Genomic DNA, 18,301 nt, shown 5'->3' with positions numbered 1-18,301 from the left:
AGGCTGTAACCAGGGACATTTAATTGTCGCAGATCCCGTTTTCCATGTGGATGCTGCGAATGAACGCGGCATCGATACTGGTGGCGAGCTGCTCGAGAACCTCGGCCGGTGCCGGGGTGTCGAGGGACAGCACTACCATGGCTTCACCGGATTTGGCACGGCGTCCCAGGTTCATGGAGCCGATATTGATGCCGGCTTCGCCGAGGATGGTGCCGATTTTTCCGATCAAACCCGGCTTGTCCGCATAGCTGATCACCAGCATGTGCTCTTCGGGCTGAAAATCCGTATTGAAATCGCGCATCTTGACGATTTTGGGGATGCCTTCGAAGATGGTCCCGGCTACCGTGCGTTTGCCGGCAGGGGTCGTCATGGTGATGGTGATGAGATTGGAAAAAGACTCCGCTTCGGTGGAGCACACCGTTTCGACGGAGATGCCCATCTGTTCGGCGATCAGCTGGGAATTAACCATGTTGACATCCTGCTCGGTGGAGCGGTTGAGCAGCGAGGCCAGGCCGCAGACGGTCAGCGGGGCACAATCGTAACGAGCCAGTTTGCCGTTGTAGGAGAAGGTCACCTTGCTGGGGTTGGCCGGCGCCAGTTGCACGATGAATTCGCCCATTTGCTGAATCAACGACAAAAACGGCTGCATGACCTGCATCAGGTCGGCATCGAATCTGGGGATATTGACGGCGCTGTCCAGGGGTTGGCCATCCAGATAGCGAACGATCTCTTTGCTGACATCGACCGCCACGTTTTTCTGCGCCTCGAAGGTGTTGGCACCCAAATGGGGCGTGACAATCATGCGCGGATGAGCGATAAGCTGTTTGACCAGATCCGAGCGCGGCGGTTCTTCGCTGAAGACATCGAAAGCCGCGCCGCGCACTTTGCCGCTTTGCATGGCGGCAAGCATGGCGGCTTCGTTGACGATTTCACCCCGCGCGACATTGACGATGATCACGCCGTCCTTCATGGCATCGAAATGACGGGCGTTGAGCATGTCGATGGTTTCTTCATTGCGGGGGCAATGCAGAGTGATGATATCGGCATAACGTACGATATCCTCTTTACTCACCAGTTTGACGCCGAGGTCCTCGGCGCGTTTGGGTGAAATGTACGGATCGCAGGCAATGACATTCATTTCAAATGCCTTGGCCCGCAGCGCTACACGTCCCCCGACCTTTCCCAGGCCGATGATGCCGAGGGTTTTGTCCTTGAGTTCGCAGCCGGTAAAAGGAGCGCGCTGCCATTCGCCCTGTTTCAGGGAAGTGTTGGCCACGGGCACGTTGCGGCATAAGGACAACATGACGGCCATGGTGTGCTCGGCTGCGGAGTTGACGTTGCCGTAGGGGGCGTTGACCACAATGATGCCGCGGCTGCTGGCCGCATCGACATCGACGTTATCGATGCCGACACCGGCGCGGGCGACGATTTTAAGATTGCGGCAGTGTTCGAGCAGGGCCTCGTCGACCGTGGTGCCGCTGCGGGTGATGAGCGCGTCGAAGCGGCCGACAATGCGATACAGTTCTTCAGGAGCAAGTCCCAGGCGTACTTCGATCTCAATACGCGGATCATCGAGTAGCGGTTGCAGACCTTCCTGGGAAATTTCGTCGGTAATAAGGACCTTCATGGTTATTCCTTGCGGTTACAGGGTGCTGTACGGCGGCGTTCCTCGGCAGGTTGACCTGGGAATACGGCTCCGGGCAGGCGCCCTCGAATTACAACTCTTTGCACCTATAAAACAGCAACCCGTTTCCGGAAAAAGCCGCAGATGCTTGCCTGCCGCCCGGAACGGGTCTGATAAGTTGCGGATTCAGAAAAAAACGACACTATACAAAAAAACGGCCGGCCTTTCAATAGTTAAGAAGGCCGGCCGTTTTTGACGCGTGGTTACTTGATAATTTTGAGATGACCGGGGCCGGGAGCCGGAGCTTTCGGCTCAGGCGGCGGCTCCGGGGCTCCATCGTCCACCGAAGGCAGGATGCCGGTCTGTAGCATGTTGTCGATGGATGCAGCGATGGTCAAGCATTGTTTCATGCAGACCTTCCGCACCGGGCAGGAACTGCAATCGGCTTCTCCCCCGGCGATGCGCAGCGCATGGATGACCAGCGCAACGCTTTCAGGCTGGGTCAAAGGGATCAAAAACATGGTGTGACTCCCGGCAATTGAAGCTTAAAGGCTTCGGTCAGCCGCAGCGGCAAAGCGGCGCAGTTTTTCCATAACGGCGGAAAAATCTTCCGGCGTCAGAGATTGAGGCCCGTCGCAGGATGCCGTCTCCGGATCGTTATGAACTTCTACCAGCAACCCGTCGCAGCCTGCTGCAACCGCTGCATAACACATGGCGGGAACCAGGCTGGCATGGCCCGTGGAATGGGATGGATCGATCACGACCGGCAGGTGGGTCTGCTCCTTAAGCACCGGAACCGCCGACAGGTCGAGGGTGTTGCGGGTGGCGGTTTCGAAGGTGCGGATACCGCGTTCGCACAGAACCACGCGCTGGTTGCCTTCGGAAAGGATGTATTCGGCGCTCATCAGAAATTCCTGGATGGTGGTCGACATGCCCCGCTTGAGCAGTACCGGTTTATTCTGCTGGCCAAGCAGACGCAGCAGCGGGAAGTTCTGGACATTGCGGGCACCGACCTGCAAAACATCGGCATAGCGTGCCACCAGGTCGACGTCGCGGGGATTGACCACCTCGGTAACGATGGGCAGGCCGGTTACCTCACGTGCCGCGGCCAGCAGTTTCAAGCCCTCTTCTTCAAGGCCCTGGAAGGCGTAGGGGCTGGTGCGGGGTTTAAACGCCCCGCCTCGCAGGATCTTGGCACCGGCTGCTTTTACCGCCCGGGCCGTTTCCAGCAATTGCGATTCCCCTTCAACCGAGCAGGGGCCCGCCATGACCAGCAACTCTTTTCCGCCGATGCTGACCCCCGGGGCCAGTTCGAAAACACTCGGCTCCGGTTTGATTTCCCGGCTGGCCAGCTTGTAGGGTCTAAGGATCGGCACCACTGCTTCCACATGGGGCATCGACTCCAGGGACTGTAGTATCGCTTTGCCGCGTTCGTCGCCAATGGCACCGATCACGTCGCGCGACTCGCCGTGAATCACGTGCGCTTTGTAACCGAGTTCGCGGATGCGTTTTTTGACTTCTGCCAGCGCCTCCTTGCCGGCGCCCTTTTTCATGACGATGATCATGTCTTCCTCTCCTCTGGTGATAAGGGGGTTGACCAGCGACCGATCTGTTTTCCCCTGAACCACCAAAAGAAAAACCACGGTATGCCGGCTGGCATCAACCCGTGGTTTTTATGAAAAGTGCTTTGGAGCGCTACATCCTTAGTCACTAGCCGCGGGTCGATGGTTCATAAAGAACCCAAAAAACCCGAACCAAAAGAAAAAGCTGCGACTGAAAACGGATGGCGCCTGCATTGGATGATCCTCTGAAAGAGTCTGAATGTTTTTATGACTAACAGATCACCCTGTCAAAAGCAAGTAAAAACACGCTGTTGCTCAAATCGCTAGTTGTCCCCGTCGGCCGACTCGACAAAGCGCCGCAACCAGCGATGAACGTCGTTGCGGCGGATATCGGACCGCAGGTGCATCATGTGTTGGCGGCGCTCTTCCGGTTCCATGGTGAAGGCTTGGTAAATGGCATCGGCGGTGCCGTCGGTATCGTAGGGATTGACCAGCAGAGCATGTTTGCCGAGTTGATCGGCGGCCCCGGCAAATTCACTGAGAATCAATACGCCGTTGTTTTCCACGGAACTGGCGCAGTATTCCTTGGCAACCAGGTTCATGCCGTCGCGCAACGGGGTGATCAGGGCGATTTCGGAGGTGCGGTAGCGCGCCAGCAATTGTACCCTTTCCAGGCAACGAAAGACGTACAGGATCGGCAGCCATTCCGGTTTGCCGAAACGGGCGTTGATACGTCCCGCCAATTGATCCAGTTGTTCTTTGAGATTGGCGTAGTCGGGTACCAGGGTGCGGCTGGGGACCACGACCTGAAGCAGCGATATCCGTCCGATCAGTTCGGGGTATTTTTCCAGGGCCCGCTCAAAAGCCAGAAACCTCTCCGGGATGCCCTTGGTATAATCGAGACGGTCGACGCCCAGCACCAGTTGGCGCCCGCGCAGGTTTTCATGCAGATACCAGGCTGCGTCCTCGACCTCGTGGGAGCGTGCCCCCTGATCGAATTCGGTGAAGTCGATGCTGATCGGATAATGTCCGACCTTGATAATCCGATCCCCCCACTGCAACAGCGTATGATGGCGCTTGCGGCTGACGACCTCGACTTCCGGCACCAGCAGGGTGGCGGTCTGCACGAAATTACGCCGATCCCGCAGTGTCTGGAAACCGAGTTGGTCGTAAGCCAGCAGCCCCTTGATCAGTTCGATTTTCCACGGCAGTCTCCGGAAAAGGTCCGGGGAAGGAAACGGAATGTGCAGGAAAAAGGCCAAACGATCCTGCTGGCCCATGTCGCGCAGATGCGCGCCGACCAGCATTAACTGGTAATCGTGCACCCAGACAAAATCGTCGGGAACGGCCTGTTCGGCGATGGCCGCGGCAAATTTCTGATTGACGGCATTGTAGGCCTGCCAGTGGGGCAGCTCGAAACGGCAAAAACCGAGCAGGTCGTGAAACATCGGCCAAATGGCGGCGTTGGAAAAACCCCGGTAATAGAGTTCCACCTCTTCCTCGCTGAGAGGCACCGGCACCAGCTGGTATCCCTGCTGATCCTTGAATTCGCGCAGCAGCTTGTCGAGGGGCGCGTCATCTCCGCAGCCGGGCCAGCCGATCCAGACTCCATGGTTTTTGCGCATGATCGGGGCCAGGGCGGTAACCAGGCCTCCCGATCCAGGCTTCATGGACCAGCCATCCTCATTCTGTGCGATGACGGTGGGCAATCTGTTGGAAATAATCAGCAGACGTTTGCTAAGGCTTGGGGACATGGTGCATCACTCCTCTTTCTGCATGGATCTTTTTATGGACACAATAGATATTCCGATGGTCAACCGACAACGACCCGCTCCTCACAACTGCCTTGCAGGCCGACCAGTAAGGTCAGATATTCCCGCAGGTGGCGGGTTATGAGAAAATTGTCCATGACGAACTGGCGGGCCCGTTCGCCCATCTGTTGGCGCAGGTGGGTACGATGAAGTAGGTACCGCATGCGCAGAGCCGCGCCTTCCGGCGTGCGAACCAGAAACCCGGTATAGTGATTGAACACCTGCAACCGGATCCCACCGGTGTCGCCGCCTATGACCGGTTTGCCCTTCCACATGCCTTCCGTTACGGTCAAACCGAAACCCTCCCGGATCGATTTCTGGATAACGATGTCTGCGGCTCGCTGCAGAGCATTGATGGTACGGTGGGCATCCGAAGGCAGCAGCAAAACATGAATATCCGGATGACCTTCCGCCGCCTGCTGTACCTCCTGAAGAATCGCCTGCCCTTCCGGATCGTCGCTCGCCCCACCACCAGCCAGAACCAGCTGCAGGGGGGTCAATTTGGCGGCTAGATTGAAGGCCTGAATAACGCCCAGAGGGTCCTTGAACCGATCGTAGCGGGAGACCTGCAGCACCATGGGCCGTTCCGGATCGATGCCGAATTGTCCGTACACCGCTTCGATGTCCGCCGTGGGCAGGGCGCGGTTCTTTTCGCTTAACGGGTCGATACTCGGTGCAATGATGTATTGGGGATGCGGCAACGGCTGGGCGAATTCCGGCAGGGAAAAGATACTGGCATCGTAAGCGGCCAGCCACGGGCGCAGGTATTTCCAGACTGTGCGATACGGATGTCTGGCGTCGATATGACAGCGCCAGATCCATTTGCCGCGTCGTTCGGGAAAATGGGACAGCAGTGCGGCCGGCTGGGGGTCATGAATGAAGACGAAATCCGCCTGTGCAAGAACATCTCTTAACTGTTCGGCGCCTTGTTCGTTGGTCTGCTCGTAGGCGGATAACAAATTCCGGGGAATTTTTATGTGCATGCCCTGCAGGGCATTATGAAAGCTTTTGGTACATTCGTAAAAAGCCGGCGAACCGTTGATAACCTCCCAGCTTGCGTCGATACCCAGGGCCCTTTTCAATGGGATCAGCTTTTGCAGAATTTCCGCCACTCCTCCGCCTTCGCGGGTGGAATTGACATGCACGACCCGGGCGCCTCTGAGGGGCGCTGCCAGTTGCTCAAGATGCTGAATGACGGCGGACCCCGTCACAGAAGCATACTGTTCAAGGAAATCCCGGTTTTGGTCGTCGTGAGGGGGGCACATCAGCTTTGCTCCTCGAAAAACGCCTGAAAAAGAGTCGCGATATGGGTGCGTATTTCGTCCAGGGAGGAAAAGTAGGGGTCGAAACCGCTCAAGCGTTCTTGCAGATTCCGGTAACACTCGCCAAAACCGCCAAGCCACGCGGAAAAATCGTCGCAGCGTTGCTCGGTGCGGCTGCGCGCGTCGATGAAATGGTAAAAGATGCAGCCGGTGGACAGTGTGGGCAGATAGGCGGTCAAGTCTTTGGGGTTGTCAAAGCGCAGCCCCGTGTCGAAGACCACAATCTTGGAATGCAGAAAATAAAACAGATTGTCGGCCCGGGCCCAGGGGATCATTTCGCTTTCGTCCAGGCGTTGCTCCACGGTATCGACCAGTTCCAGACGCAGGGCCTCCAGGCTGGGAAAGTCCGTCGGCAACGTCATGCTGAGGCGCTCTGCCAGAGTTTTGTCGTGCAGGCCCCGATAGGCCCAGGAGGCAAAGTCGTTGTTGTATTCCGGTTCGTCAAATTGGGGGCGCAGCAGACGGCCCCAGAAATGATGGTCGATGCTGGCGATGGGCACTCTTTCCAGCGCGTCCCGAAATTCCTTGAGGTTTTGCACCTTGGTGCCCGTCGACAGGGTAATCAGGGCGCAGTCCTTTACTTCAAAAGGCGCTATGTTCGATGTAGCCGTTGCCATGGAACTCCTGTAAAACGGGTTCTAAATGGTGGATATGATTTGATGTTCGGTGTCTATGAAAGAATAACATAAGCTGCGGCAGAGGCAATTTGACGAGCTGCTTACAAAAAGTCCATGTTTTTTCTTGACAGAAGCGGGCGAATTCTTTATAAACGGAACTCGCATTGCCCAGATAGCTCAGTCGGTAGAGCAGAGGACTGAAAATCCTCGTGTCGGCAGTTCGATTCTGTCTCTGGGCACCATTTGCATATCAAAGCCTGCGTTACCGACGCAGGCTTTTTTTTTGCGCGAAGGGCGGCTCTTGTTCTTCGGTGCTCTCTCCGATCTATCCTTGCAAATTCTCCCGGCATTTATTAAGGTCTTTGGCCGTTGTGCAAAAAGCAGCGGCAGTTTCGGACAAGAGTGTCTTTCCCTGACCCCGCCGTAAATTTTCCGTTTATTCCATTTCCGAAGTTCAGATGATGAGACATCACGCAAGACAGGGTTGCCATGTCGATATGCCGTCGACCTGGGTCAAGTATCGCAAGGGGCTGTGCAACGATTGCCTGGGCGTTTGTTGCAGCCTGCCGGTGGAAGTGACCATTGAGGATCTGGTGCGTATGGAGCTGGTCGATGCCTTCGAGGTTGACGAACCGGCCAAGGAGATCGCCAAACGATTGCGCAAGCAGGGGCTTATCGATCATTTTAATTTCAAAAGCGAAATCTTCACGCTGGCGCGGCTGGCCAACGACGATTGCATTTTTCTCGATCAGAAAAGTCGTCGCTGCACGATTTACCCAAAGCGCCCCAATACCTGCCGTAATCACCCGCAGGTCGGTCCGCGGCCGGGGTATTGTGCCTATCAGTGTAAGAGCTAGAATCAATCGAGGACCAAGGACCAAGGACCAAGGACCAAGGACCAAGGACCAAGGACCAAGGACCAAGGACCAAGGACCAAGGACCAAGGACCAAGGACCAAGGACGGGGTTTTTCCATGTTGTAAAATGTTGTCCTAAGGCGCGTACGTGTCCACTGTCCTGCGCAAGGTTGTCGCCGAGGCCGGTCCGCGGACGCGGCCGGAGAAAATATCCTCGACCGTAACATTTTGTCGCCCGTAATAGGCGGCATTGTCCTGCCAGAGGATATTCAGCACCGAGCCTTCCAGGGAAACGCCGGCAAAAAATCCCCGGGAACGGCTGTAGGATAGAATCTCCGCCTTGAGCATCACGTCGGTGGCGCCTTCCACCCTTCGTCCCACTGGCCCGGCGGCCACCGCCGCGTCGGCGCCGAGGGTGAATTTGCCTCGTTTGATGTCTTCAATGCTGCGTTGGCTCTTGAACACCAGGATGACATCCGTTGACTGACCGCCGATCTGCCAGCCGAAGCTGCCACCGCCGATGGACAGGAAGGTCGGATTGCTCCACCCTCCCCCGGGAGTACGTACCAGCAGCACCCCTTCCCCATAACGCCCGCCGATGATGAAGGCCCCCTTGACCACCCCGGGAATGATGGCGATCCCGTAGGCATTGGCCAGCAGACTGGGGGGTATGGCCGATTCGGGAATCTCCATGATCTTGTCGAGGACGGCGACAGCCTGGTGGACGGTTGTTTCCTGCTCGGCGGCCGGTGCCGAACCGCTCCAGAGCAGTCCCAGCATGGTCAGCATACCGGCCAGCAGACGTATATAACCTTTCGGCTTCAACATGCCATCCTCCTGTCAGCAGAGATTGCGTCCCCTTTTCCCTTACCACCAATAGGGATGTCCACGCCAATAGGGATAATAGTACCCGTACGGGAACGGACCGTAGTAGGGGTAGTAGGGATAGGGGCGATCATAGCGTTGCTCGGGCCACAGGTAAAGTTCGCCGATTTCGAAAACCGGATAGTGGTAACGGGCTTTTTGCATAGGCCGGACCTCGACGCCGCGCAGGGTGCCGGTGAGGGTGACAAGTTTCCCTTCCTTATAAATGCTCGGGTCGAGCAGTCGGTCGCTGCGGGCCAAAAAGCGTCCACCCAGCTCATCGGGGTCCTGCGGTTCGTCCCGCTTGTCGAGGGTGTATTTGAGGATTTCCAGAGTGGAGCCGTCGTCGGTGATCCGGTTTTCCAGAATCAAGCCGCCGAGGATGATGGTCTTGCCCAGGTGCGTTTCCGGCGAGGCTTTCAGTTGGGGATATTCCACTTCGTAGTTGACGTCGTACAGGGCGTCTTTGGAGAGAACCGATCCACAACCTGTCAGCAGACCGAGCAGAGCTGGAAAAAGCACCAAGAATAGCGATTTTTTCATGGCCGTCTCCTAGGGGGTTGCTGCTTTGTTGCCGTTTTGTCTGGACAGAAAAAGCATGCCTCGGAGATTGGGTATGCCGGAGGCTCAATAATCGATGCCGGGCTGCGGTTCGATATCGCGCCGGAAGGCATGCTTGATCTCGCGGATTTCGCTGACCGTGTCGGCCCGCTCGATGATGTCGGGGTGTGCGTTGCGCCCGGTCAGCACCATGTGCAACAGCGGCGGCTTGCGGTTAAGCAGATCCAGTACCTGGTCCAGGTCGACCAGTTTCAGGTGCAGGGCGTTGTTGATTTCATCCAGAACCAGAAGATCGAACTTTCCGGAGACCATTTTCTCCAGGGTCAGGTCGATGGCGTCCTGGGCGTTGGCACGATGTTCCTCGTAGGGATAGGTGTTGCCCTGGATACCGCAAAAGCCTTTGCCGGTATGGTAGAGCTCAACCTGGTCGCCGAGCTTTTTGATGCCGTCCCACTCGCCGGCGTACAGGTCGCCTTTCATGAACTGGATAATGCAACTGCGCATGCCGTGTCCGCAGGCCCGCAAGACCATGCCCAGAGCCGAGCTGGTCTTGCCTTTGCCGTTGCCGGTCAGCACCACGGTCAGCCCGTAACGCTTTTCCGGTTGCAGATGCTCAATTTTTTCAGGCGGGGTGCCGCGAGTCATAACATCCTCCGTTAAAGGCTGCCGGGCGGTTGTCTTCTTTGCCCATTGTATCCCATTTTCCGTGTTGCTGCATCTTTCGGCACAGAACGGCAGGCAGGTCAGTCGAGACCGTACTCGGCCCAGCGTCGCTGAAGCAGGGATCGGATCTGTGCATCCGGGCGTAGCACCTGCAGTCCTGCCGGGTCCCGCGTGGCATCGATGCCAAGGCGTCCATCCCGCACCAGCAGGTCGCGTTTGGCATCGAGACGGTTCAGGGTGCGCCAGAAAAAAGTGGCCGGATTCCGTATTTCATCTGCGGTTGCCACCACCAGCAGACGGGAACTGTGCAGCGGCCCGTTCTGCCAAAGATCCTGCAGCAGGGATTTTCCCGAGGTGCCTGGCTGGACAGCGATGAGGGTGGCGCCGTGAAAGATCCCTTCAACGGGCATGTGGATATCGACGATGGCGGGATGGTCGATACGCAGCAGAGGCAGCAGCAGGCGTTCGGCAAGCTTTCCGAGGTAGCAGTTTTCCATGGGCGGCGGGCCGACAACCGTGGTGACCAGGATCGGGTCGTAACGATGGCTTACGGACGTTACTCGCAGCAGGGGCACCCGGGTGCGTGGCTGATAAAAGCCCGTGTGATTGCCGAACGGGCCTTCTTCAACCGTTTCGCCGGGATGCACCAGCCCTTCAAGAATATATTCCGCTGCAGCAGGAATCGACAGGTCGCTGGATAACGAGGTGGCCATGGCCATGGGGCGGTCGCAAAGAAGACCGGCCAGAGCCGCTTCATCGATATCGGGCGGCAGAGGAAAGGTTGCAGCAAACATCATGGCCGGGGCGCCGCCCAGGGCGATACTCACCGGCATGGGCAGATTGCGTGCATGCCAGGCACTGCAATGGCGCGCAGCATCGCTGCTCTCCTTCCAATGCACGGCGATTTGCCGCGGACCCAGAATCTGGCACCGGTACATGCCGCAGTTGCCCACGCCGCCGTCCGGGTGACGGCTGTAGATCTGGGGCAGGTTCAGGTAGCGACCGCCATCACCGGGCCAGCTGCGCAAAGCCGGTATTCGGGACAGGTCCGGCCTGGTCATGACCACCTGATGACAATCCCCGCGGCTTTGCCGGCGCGGGGCAAATTGCGGTTGTTGCAGCAGGCGGCGCAGGCGGGTTTCAGCATCCTCGCCAGGAACCTGCTCCAGCCCCCGTATCAGCCGACCGGCCGCTTCATCGGCATGTTGCACGTTCAGGGCCCAGGCGGCTCGCCGGGGTGCGCCGAACAGGTTGGTTGCGACGGGGGCTCGGTACCCGCGTACGCGCTCAAACAGGAGCGCCCGTCTTCCGGCCGCGCCTTTACAGACGCGGTCCGTAATGGCGGCGATTTCCAGCTCCGCATCGACTTCGACGGATATGCGGCGCAGGTCTTCTTGTGCCTCCAGCAAGGCCAGGAATTGACGCAGGTCGTTAATCGCGGTCGGATCGTTCATGGGTGCCCTTTTCGGGGGTGGCATGATCGTCGCCCCAGCCTCCGCCACCGGGAGTTTCGATGATGAGGACATCGCCGGTACGTGCGGCCACGGAACATTTTCCCGGCAGCTCCGTCAGTTGGTTCTCCCGCAGCAGGGCATTGCGTCCGGGGCGTCCGGCCCCGCCGCCGGCCAGGCCGTAAGGGCCCAGGTTGCGGCGGTCGCTGATAAGGGTGATCCGGCTCTCGCCTAGGATTTCCAGCTCCTTGATCACTCCCGTGCCGCCGGGGTGTCGGCCGCTGCCGCCCGACCCGTCACGCAGGGCATAGCGCTTTACCCGCAACGGATAGGCATGCTCCAGGGCTTCGGCGGGGGTGTTGAGGGTGTTGGTCATGTGGGTCTGCAAGCCGCTGGCGCCAGGCCCCAGGGGCCCGCCGCCGGCTCCGCCGGCAATGGTTTCGTAATAAGCGAACAGATCGCCACTGCGGGGATCGACCCCGCCGATGGTCAGATTGCTCATGGAACCGCAACTGGCGGCCGGGATGCGATCGGGCAGGGCCTGGGACAGGGCGCCGAGCAGTACATCGACAATGCGCTGGGAGGTTTCCACGTTGCCGCCGGCCACAGCTGCCGGAAAGATGCAATCGACCACCGTGCCCGGCACGGTACGCACCGCCAGCGGGCGCATGCACCCGGCGCTGCCGGGCATGTCTTCCGGCGCCAGCAGGCGAAACACATAGAACACCGCCGACAGGGTAATCGCCCGTACGGCATTGACGCAGCCAGGGACTTGCTCAGCGCTGGCGGAAAAATCGACGGATGCGCGCCGACCGGCCACCGTCAATTCGCAGCGAATCGGGATCGGTCCGCTGCCGGTGCCGTCATCGTCCAGGGCGTCCTCATAGCGATAGCAGCCGTCGGGTATCGCACTGATGACATCGGCCATCATGCGCTCGCCGTAATTGAGCAAGGCGCGGCCGTAAAGGTCGGTTTCATCCAGACCGTAAAGGGCCACGATCTCCCGCAACCGCCGCTCGCCGACACGGTTGGCGGCGAGTTGAGCATTCAGGTCGCCTTCGCGTTCTACCGGGGTTCTCACATTGGCTAAGAGCATCGCCAGCACTTCCTCTTGGAGCCGCCCCTGCCGCACGATCCGGACCGGCGGAATGCGCAAACCTTCCTGAAAGACTTCCGTGGATAACGGCAGGGAGCCGGCACTGATGCCGCCGACATCGGCATGGTGGGCCCGGTTGGCGAGGTAAAACGCCGGCTTTGCGCCGCCGCAGAAAACCGGCATCACCAGGGTAATATCCGGCAGATGGGTGCCGCCGCAGTAGGGATCATTGAGCATGACCATGTCGCCGGGCGCCATATTGATGCGGCGAATGGCCGCGGCGACGGATAAGGGCATGGATCCCAGGTGAACCGGGATATGGGCCGCCTGGGCGAGCATTTCGCCGTCGCTGTCGAACAGCGCGCAGGAAAAATCGCGGCGTTCTTTGATGTTGGGGGAGAAGGCGGTACGCTGCAGTACCGCGCCCATTTCCTCGGTGAGGGAGGCGAAACGGTTTTTGAGCACTTCAAGGCGGATCGGATCGATGTTCGGATTCATGCCTGGTCCCTTTCCAGCAGCAGGTTGAAGCCGCCGTCCACCCTGGCCTGCCAGTCCGGCGCAAGCACATGGGTGGAGGTTTCTTCGACGATAAGAGCCGGTCCGTGCAGCATGCTGTCGACAGGCAGGTCTGATCGCTGGTAGACGGGCCAGGTCGTTTCGCTACCGTTCCAGACCACCTGTCGGGTGGCCACCGGTTGCGGTGTTCCATGCATGGCGCTGCCGAGGTTGAGGTCAGGTTGGGGGCCGCCCCCCACGGCGCGCAGGCGCAGGGTAACGATCTCCAGCTCCCGGTCTTTGTCGTGATAACCGTACAGATCCTGATAGCGGTCATGAAAGGTGGCGCGAAAACCTTCCTGCAACGGCACCGTCACTTCGAAGGACTGGCCCCGATAACGCATATCGAGGGCACGTTCCAGACGCAGCGCCCCGCCGGTTACCCCTTCGGCGGCCATGTCGCGGCGGGCACGTTCTTCAAGGGGGGCAAACAAGGCTTCGAGGGAGGCCATGGAACTTTCGCCGGCGCGCAGCACGGACAGGGAATAATCGCGTATCACGTCGGCCAGCACCAGACCGACGGCCGACAGCAACCCCGGATGGGCCGGGATCAGGGCGGATGGAATCCCCAGTTTGTCGGCCAGGGAGCAGACATGCAGGCCGCCGGCGCCGCCGAACGGCAGCAGGGTGAAATCGCGCGGATCGTAGCCCTTGGCCACGGAGACCACCCGCAAAGCCCCGGCCATGGTGGCTTCCGCTACCTCCAGCACACCTTCGGCCAGGCGTCTGGCAGGCAGCTTGGCGCCTTCGGCCAGTTGTTCCATGGCATGGCGGCAGCGGTGTTCATCCAGGTGCATACGGCCACCGAGAAACCGGTCGGGTAACAGCCTGCCGAGATAGAGGTTGGCATCCGTCACCGTGACGTCGCAGCCTTTGCCGTAACAGACCGGACCGGGATCGGCCCCGGCGCTTTGCGGGCCGACGCGAAGCGCGCCCCCGACATCGACGCGGGCGATGGAACCGCCGCCGGCGCCAACCGTATGAATGTCGATCATCGGCACCTTGACCGGCCAACCGGCCAGCATGGTCTCCGAGGTGACCGGCACCTCGCCGTCGCACAGCCCGACATCGGTACTGGTCCCCCCCATGTCAAAGGTGATGATGCGTTCGAAGCCGGCTGCCCTGGCGGTAACATAGGCGCCGACCATCCCGGCTGCCGGTCCCGATAAAATGGTGCGTACGGCCTCGCTGCCGGCGGTTTCGGCGTGGATGGCACCGCCGTTGCTCTGCATGATGCGCAAGGTACGATGTTCGAGGCCCTTTTGCAGGCGGTCGAGATAGCGCGTCATCACCGGCGATACGGCGGCATTGACGGCGGTGGTCGAGGCCCGCTCGAATTCACGGTATTCCGGCAACACCCGGTGCGAAGCCGATACCTGAAGACCGGCGTCTTCCAGAGCTTTCTGCAGGCGCTGTTCATGGTCGGGATTGGCGTAGGCATGCAGCAGACAAAGCGCCACCGAGTCGCAGTTGCAGGCCTTCAACTGTTTCACGACCCGGCGGATCTCTTCCTCGTCAAGGGGCTCGGCCACGGAGCCATCCGCCTCTATCCGTTCCCGCACCTCCACCACATGTTCGCGCGCAACCAGCGACCGGCGGTCTTCGGGATGCAAAGCGTAGAGCCGGGGGCGCTGTTGCCGACCGATGTGCAGTACATCGCCGAAACCTTGGGTCGTCACCAGCGCAACCGGCGCCCCAGTGCCTTCCAGCAGGGCATTGGTGGCAACCGTCGAGCCGTGGAACACCAGGGCCTGATCCTCGCCAAGCAGAAACGCGATCCCTTCGAGAACGGCCCGCGACGGATCGTCCGGGGTGGAAGGGAGCTTGTGGGTACGCACTTTGGAGCCTGTGACCAGTATCAGGTCGGTAAATGTGCCGCCGGTGTCGACCCCGAGCAGCGATGTTTCGGGTTGCTTCTTCACGCTAGTTTTTCCTTTGCATACCTGTCAGAGGGTCTTGGTCAACTGCTCTGCCAGGGCTTTTGCCTGGTGATGTTCCGGGTGGAGAGACAGAACCTTGTCGAGGGCTTCGCGGGCGGCATCGGTCTGCCCGAGGCGCGCCTGGCATTCCGCCAGATGCAGCCAGCCTTCGGTATCGCGGGGATTCTGTTCCAGCGCCTGCCGATAGGCGCTGATGGCTTCCGACAGTTTGCCGGCCCGCCGTCGCGCTTCGCCCAGCATAAAATGGGCCGGCGTAAAGCGGGGGCTGTTGACCGTTGTTTTTTCGAACTGCGCAGCGGCCTCGTCCAGTTCGCCGTTACGCAACAGTGCCATCCCCAACTCGAAACAGGCCTCGGTATAGTCCGGACTGGCCTGCTCGACTTGACGGAACAGGCGGATGGCCTCGGTAGGATTGCCTTGCTGGGAATAGATCATTCCCAGGATAAAAAGCGCCCGGGTATATTTGGGATTGAGCCGGATGGCGTCGTCGAGGGCGGCACGGGCCTGCTCCAGGTCGGATTGCCGCAGATAGGACAATCCCAACCGATAACAGGTTTCGGCACTGGCGGGATTGACTTGCAGGGCCTGTTTGAAACTTGCCACGCTGGCGGCAAGATCCCCCAGGCCGTACTGTGCCAGGCCGAGCTTGAAGAGGATGCGGAACGGTTCCCGGGACTCGGCCAGGGCCGCTCGAAAGGCCTTGATAGCGCGGGGCAGATCCCCTTGATCGTACAGCGCCAGCCCGATGTAGTAGTGCGCCTGGCTGAAGTCGGGTTCCAGTTTCAGCGCCTCCTTCCACAGCGACAGCGCCTGCTCGACCTGCCCGCGATGGTAAAGGTCGACCGCTTCTTCATGCAGGGATCGGGCATCGCGTTCGAGTTTTATTCCACACAACTCACAGAATTTGGCTTGTTCCGAAACAACCGCCTGACAACGGGGACAGCGCATGGTTCCTCCTTTTCAGCCGCAGGGTCGATGTCTGTGGTTCCTGGTGGCTAGTCCGCCTTGGGAGCCGGCTTAGGCGACCGTCGTTGCCCGCTTCGCCGCCGGCGGCGAGGACGGCGACGGCTGGGTTTGCTACTTTTGGCGGACGGGGCCTCGGTGCCGGCAAAAGCCAGCCGCCAGTCCGCCAGCAGATCGAGTTGCTGCTGCGTGGTTTCGCACCAGAGGGCAAAGAACTCCAGTGCTTGCACGGAGCTGGTGTGACGCAGGAAGCGGGCCTCGCCCCGCCGACCGCGGCCTCGGCTGAGACGGAAGAAACCGATGAGCAGGTCCCGGGCACGGGCACGGGTTCCGTGGGCGATGCGGAAATAGGCGCACATGGGGGTGAGCAGCAGATTGGCCAGCTGCAAGGCGTTGCCTATCGTGGCTTCATCGTCTGTCGGCAGGGCATGGCGAAAGCGTGCCAGAAACAGGGTCGCCAGTACCAGCGATTCTTCCACGGCGGCACCTTTGCCGGTGCGCCGGTCGACGCCTTCCAGCAGCGCCAGGGTTTCCTCGGTTACCTCGTAACCGGCCAGCAGGTGGCTCAGCAGCCCCATGGCCTGGGCTTCGCGGAACACCGGCCCCGCCACCGCGTGCCGAAACAGTTCCATCACTTCCTCGCGAATCCGGGCCGGCGCTGCTTCCGCAATCAGGGGGCCGCGCAGATAGATGGCTTCCCGAATCCCTTCGTCGAGGGAAAAGCCCAGGCGCGCGGCAAACTCCAGAGCCCGCAACATGCGGACCGGATCCTCGGTGAATCGCACCAACGGATCGCCGATGACCCGCAAGCGTCTGGCTTCCAGATCCTGGAGCCCGCCGACGTGGTCGATGACGGAAAAATCGTCGATGTTGTAAAACAGTCCGTTGATGGAAAAGTCGCGGCGAAAGGCATCTTCGCGCGGCGTGCCGAACACGTTTTCGGTAAAGAAGAAATGTTCCGCCGGATCGTCCGGCAGTTCCTCGGGGCGCGGTTGCCGCCGGAAGGTGGCGACTTCGACGACGTAGTTTTCGGCAAACCGGATATGGGCCAGGCGAAACCGCCGGCCGACCAGGAAGCAGTTGCGGAACAGTTTTTTGACCTGCGACGGGGTGGCATCGGTCGCTACATCGAAATCCTTGGGGCGCCGATTCAGAAGCAGGTCACGTACGCCTCCGCCGACCAGATAAGCCTTGAAACCGTGATTGCGCAGCCGGTACAGGACTTTGAGACTATGTTCGTTGATGTGTTTGCGGGAAATGGAATGTTGTGAACGGGGCACGATTACAGGGCCCTGTGCGCCGGTATCCATTTCCTTGTCCGGTTCAGTCATAATCATAGGCTCAACTGCTTGAATTTTCATGGAATAAGGTTCTTTCAAAATGCGATCCAATTTATCAGAGTTTGTGCGCAAAGGAAAGCATCGATGTGTTCATACCGTTGCAAAGGACTGTCAAAAATCCTATCATGCGGCGATACCCGTTTATCCAACCCGTTCCCAGGTTTTTTTATGACATGCAACCTGTTGGTCATCCTCGGCCCGACCGCCTCCGGCAAAACCCGCCTCGGAGTGGCGGCGGCCCGCGCCCTTGACGGTGAAATCATTTCGGCCGATTCGCGGCAGGTTTTTCGCGGTATGGACATCGGAACCGGCAAAGACCTCTCCGAATACGGCGATGTTCCGTATCATCTCATCGACATCTGCGAGGCGGGCAGCGAGTTTTCCGTATTCGATTTTCAGGAGCGTTTTTGTACGGCTTACGCCGATATCCGCAAGCGAGGCAGACTGCCGGTGCTGGTCGGCGGTACCGGTCTGTACCTCGATTGCGTGCTGCGCAACTACCGTCTCGTCAAGGTGCCGGAGAATCCCGTTTTGCGCGCCGAACTGGACCCCTTGAGTATGGATCAACTGGCAGAGCGGCTTCGGGCCCTCAAACCGGAACAGCACAACACCACCGATCTGGGCCATCGCGAGAGGTTGCTGCGCGCCATCGAAATCGCCGAAGGCGAAAAGGCTTGCGGCGAAACCGGCCCGGTGCTGCCGGGACTGCGGCCGCTGGTGTTCGGGGTGCGCTGGGAGCGGGCCGTGTTGCGGCGGCGTATCACCGCCCGTCTCAAAGAGCGTCTCGACGCAGGGCTCATCGATGAAGTTCAGGCGCTGCTTGATGCCGGAGTCGCCCACCGGATGTTGGAGCACTATGGCCTCGAATACCGGCTGGTATCGCAGCATTTGCGCGGGGAGCTGAATCGCAACGACATGTTTCAGAAGCTTAACAGCGCCATCCATCAGTTCGCCAAACGCCAGGACACCTGGTTCCGCCGTATGGAGCGTCAGGGCGTTCAGATCCATTGGCTGGATGGCGCCGGCGACCCTCTGCAGGGGTTGCTGCGCGTTTTTATGTCTTAATCACAGGTTAT

16 protein-coding genes and 1 tRNA gene are annotated in these 18,301 nt (G+C 59.6%); 3 read left to right on the top strand and 14 right to left on the bottom strand.

What is annotated here, in order from left to right:
- Positions 1 to 19: 19 nt before the first annotated feature.
- From serA to PCAR_RS16805, 6 genes are all read right to left on the bottom strand, one after another.
- The gene (gene serA, locus PCAR_RS16835) at positions 20 to 1,627 is read right to left on the bottom strand and encodes a phosphoglycerate dehydrogenase (protein ID WP_011342910.1); all 1,608 of its coding nucleotides are present in this window, start codon (positions 1,625 to 1,627) and stop codon (positions 20 to 22) included.
- A gap of 260 nt (positions 1,628 to 1,887) precedes the next feature.
- Complete coding sequence (locus PCAR_RS16825) at positions 1,888 to 2,145, bottom strand: hypothetical protein (RefSeq protein WP_011342909.1); 258 nt, start codon at positions 2,143 to 2,145, stop codon at positions 1,888 to 1,890.
- A 24-nt stretch (positions 2,146 to 2,169) separates the two neighbouring features.
- Positions 2,170 to 3,189: a 3-deoxy-7-phosphoheptulonate synthase gene (aroF, locus tag PCAR_RS16820; protein WP_011342908.1), complete on the bottom strand. Its 1,020-nt coding sequence runs from the start codon at positions 3,187 to 3,189 to the stop codon at positions 2,170 to 2,172.
- Between the two features lie 320 nt (positions 3,190 to 3,509).
- On the bottom strand, positions 3,510 to 4,940 hold the full coding sequence (locus PCAR_RS16815; RefSeq protein WP_011342907.1) for an alpha,alpha-trehalose-phosphate synthase (UDP-forming): 1,431 nt from the start codon (positions 4,938 to 4,940) through the stop codon (positions 3,510 to 3,512).
- Positions 4,941 to 4,999: 59 nt separating this feature from the next.
- Complete coding sequence (locus PCAR_RS16810) at positions 5,000 to 6,262, bottom strand: glycosyltransferase (RefSeq protein ID WP_011342906.1); 1,263 nt, start codon at positions 6,260 to 6,262, stop codon at positions 5,000 to 5,002.
- On the bottom strand, positions 6,262 to 6,936 hold the full coding sequence (locus tag PCAR_RS16805; RefSeq protein WP_011342905.1) for a DUF5752 family protein: 675 nt from the start codon (positions 6,934 to 6,936) through the stop codon (positions 6,262 to 6,264). The genes PCAR_RS16810 and PCAR_RS16805 overlap by 1 nt, the downstream gene beginning before the upstream one ends.
- A 166-nt stretch (positions 6,937 to 7,102) precedes the next feature.
- On the opposite strand from PCAR_RS16805, the gene PCAR_RS16800 reads away from it, so the two are divergent.
- Positions 7,103 to 7,178: transfer RNA gene (locus PCAR_RS16800), tRNA-Phe, on the top strand.
- Positions 7,179 to 7,397: 219 nt separating this feature from the next.
- Positions 7,398 to 7,793, top strand: coding sequence for a YkgJ family cysteine cluster protein (locus tag PCAR_RS16790; protein WP_011342904.1), 396 nt, complete (start codon positions 7,398 to 7,400; stop codon positions 7,791 to 7,793).
- A 134-nt stretch (positions 7,794 to 7,927) separates the two neighbouring features.
- Here PCAR_RS16790 and PCAR_RS16785 read toward each other — a convergent pair whose 3' ends face one another.
- The 8 genes from PCAR_RS16785 to pcnB all read right to left on the bottom strand — a co-directional run bounded on the left by PCAR_RS16785 (position 7,928) and on the right by pcnB (position 17,222).
- Positions 7,928 to 8,620: a lipid-binding SYLF domain-containing protein gene (locus PCAR_RS16785; protein ID WP_011342903.1), complete on the bottom strand. Its 693-nt coding sequence runs from the start codon at positions 8,618 to 8,620 to the stop codon at positions 7,928 to 7,930.
- A 39-nt stretch (positions 8,621 to 8,659) separates the two neighbouring features.
- A complete protein-coding gene (locus PCAR_RS16780; protein WP_011342902.1) occupies positions 8,660 to 9,199 on the bottom strand; it encodes a Slp family lipoprotein in 540 nt (179 codons plus the stop codon).
- Between the two features lie 84 nt (positions 9,200 to 9,283).
- On the bottom strand, positions 9,284 to 9,862 hold the full coding sequence (locus PCAR_RS16775; protein WP_011342901.1) for a cob(I)yrinic acid a,c-diamide adenosyltransferase: 579 nt from the start codon (positions 9,860 to 9,862) through the stop codon (positions 9,284 to 9,286).
- A 98-nt stretch (positions 9,863 to 9,960) separates the two neighbouring features.
- Positions 9,961 to 11,334 carry a UbiD family decarboxylase gene (locus tag PCAR_RS16770; RefSeq protein ID WP_011342900.1) on the bottom strand — a complete coding sequence of 458 codons (1,374 nt, stop codon included), beginning with the start codon at positions 11,332 to 11,334 and terminating at the stop codon, positions 9,961 to 9,963.
- Entirely contained in the window at positions 11,312 to 12,925 is a 1,614-nt protein-coding gene (locus PCAR_RS16765; protein WP_011342899.1) for a hydantoinase B/oxoprolinase family protein, read from the bottom strand. The genes PCAR_RS16770 and PCAR_RS16765 overlap by 23 nt, the downstream gene beginning before the upstream one ends.
- On the bottom strand, positions 12,922 to 14,904 hold the full coding sequence (locus tag PCAR_RS16760) for a hydantoinase/oxoprolinase family protein (protein ID WP_011342898.1): 1,983 nt from the start codon (positions 14,902 to 14,904) through the stop codon (positions 12,922 to 12,924). Before PCAR_RS16760 ends, PCAR_RS16765 begins: the two co-directional genes overlap by 4 nt.
- A 24-nt stretch (positions 14,905 to 14,928) precedes the next feature.
- Positions 14,929 to 15,870, bottom strand: coding sequence for a tetratricopeptide repeat protein (locus PCAR_RS16755; protein WP_011342897.1), 942 nt, complete (start codon positions 15,868 to 15,870; stop codon positions 14,929 to 14,931).
- A gap of 47 nt (positions 15,871 to 15,917) precedes the next feature.
- Positions 15,918 to 17,222 (bottom strand): polynucleotide adenylyltransferase PcnB, encoded by a 1,305-nt coding sequence (gene pcnB / locus PCAR_RS16750; RefSeq protein WP_245523299.1) that lies wholly within the window; start codon positions 17,220 to 17,222, stop codon positions 15,918 to 15,920.
- Between the two features lie 171 nt (positions 17,223 to 17,393).
- On the opposite strand from pcnB, the gene miaA reads away from it, so the two are divergent.
- On the top strand, positions 17,394 to 18,290 hold the full coding sequence (gene miaA / locus PCAR_RS16745; protein WP_011342895.1) for a tRNA (adenosine(37)-N6)-dimethylallyltransferase MiaA: 897 nt from the start codon (positions 17,394 to 17,396) through the stop codon (positions 18,288 to 18,290).
- Positions 18,291 to 18,301: the final 11 nt, after the last annotated feature.

The organism is Syntrophotalea carbinolica DSM 2380 (assembly GCF_000012885.1).
GTDB lineage: Bacteria > Desulfobacterota > Desulfuromonadia > Desulfuromonadales > Syntrophotaleaceae > Syntrophotalea > Syntrophotalea carbinolica.
The sequence above is the reverse complement of the archived record's forward strand: the minus strand, read 5'-3'. Positions and strand labels throughout refer to the sequence as shown.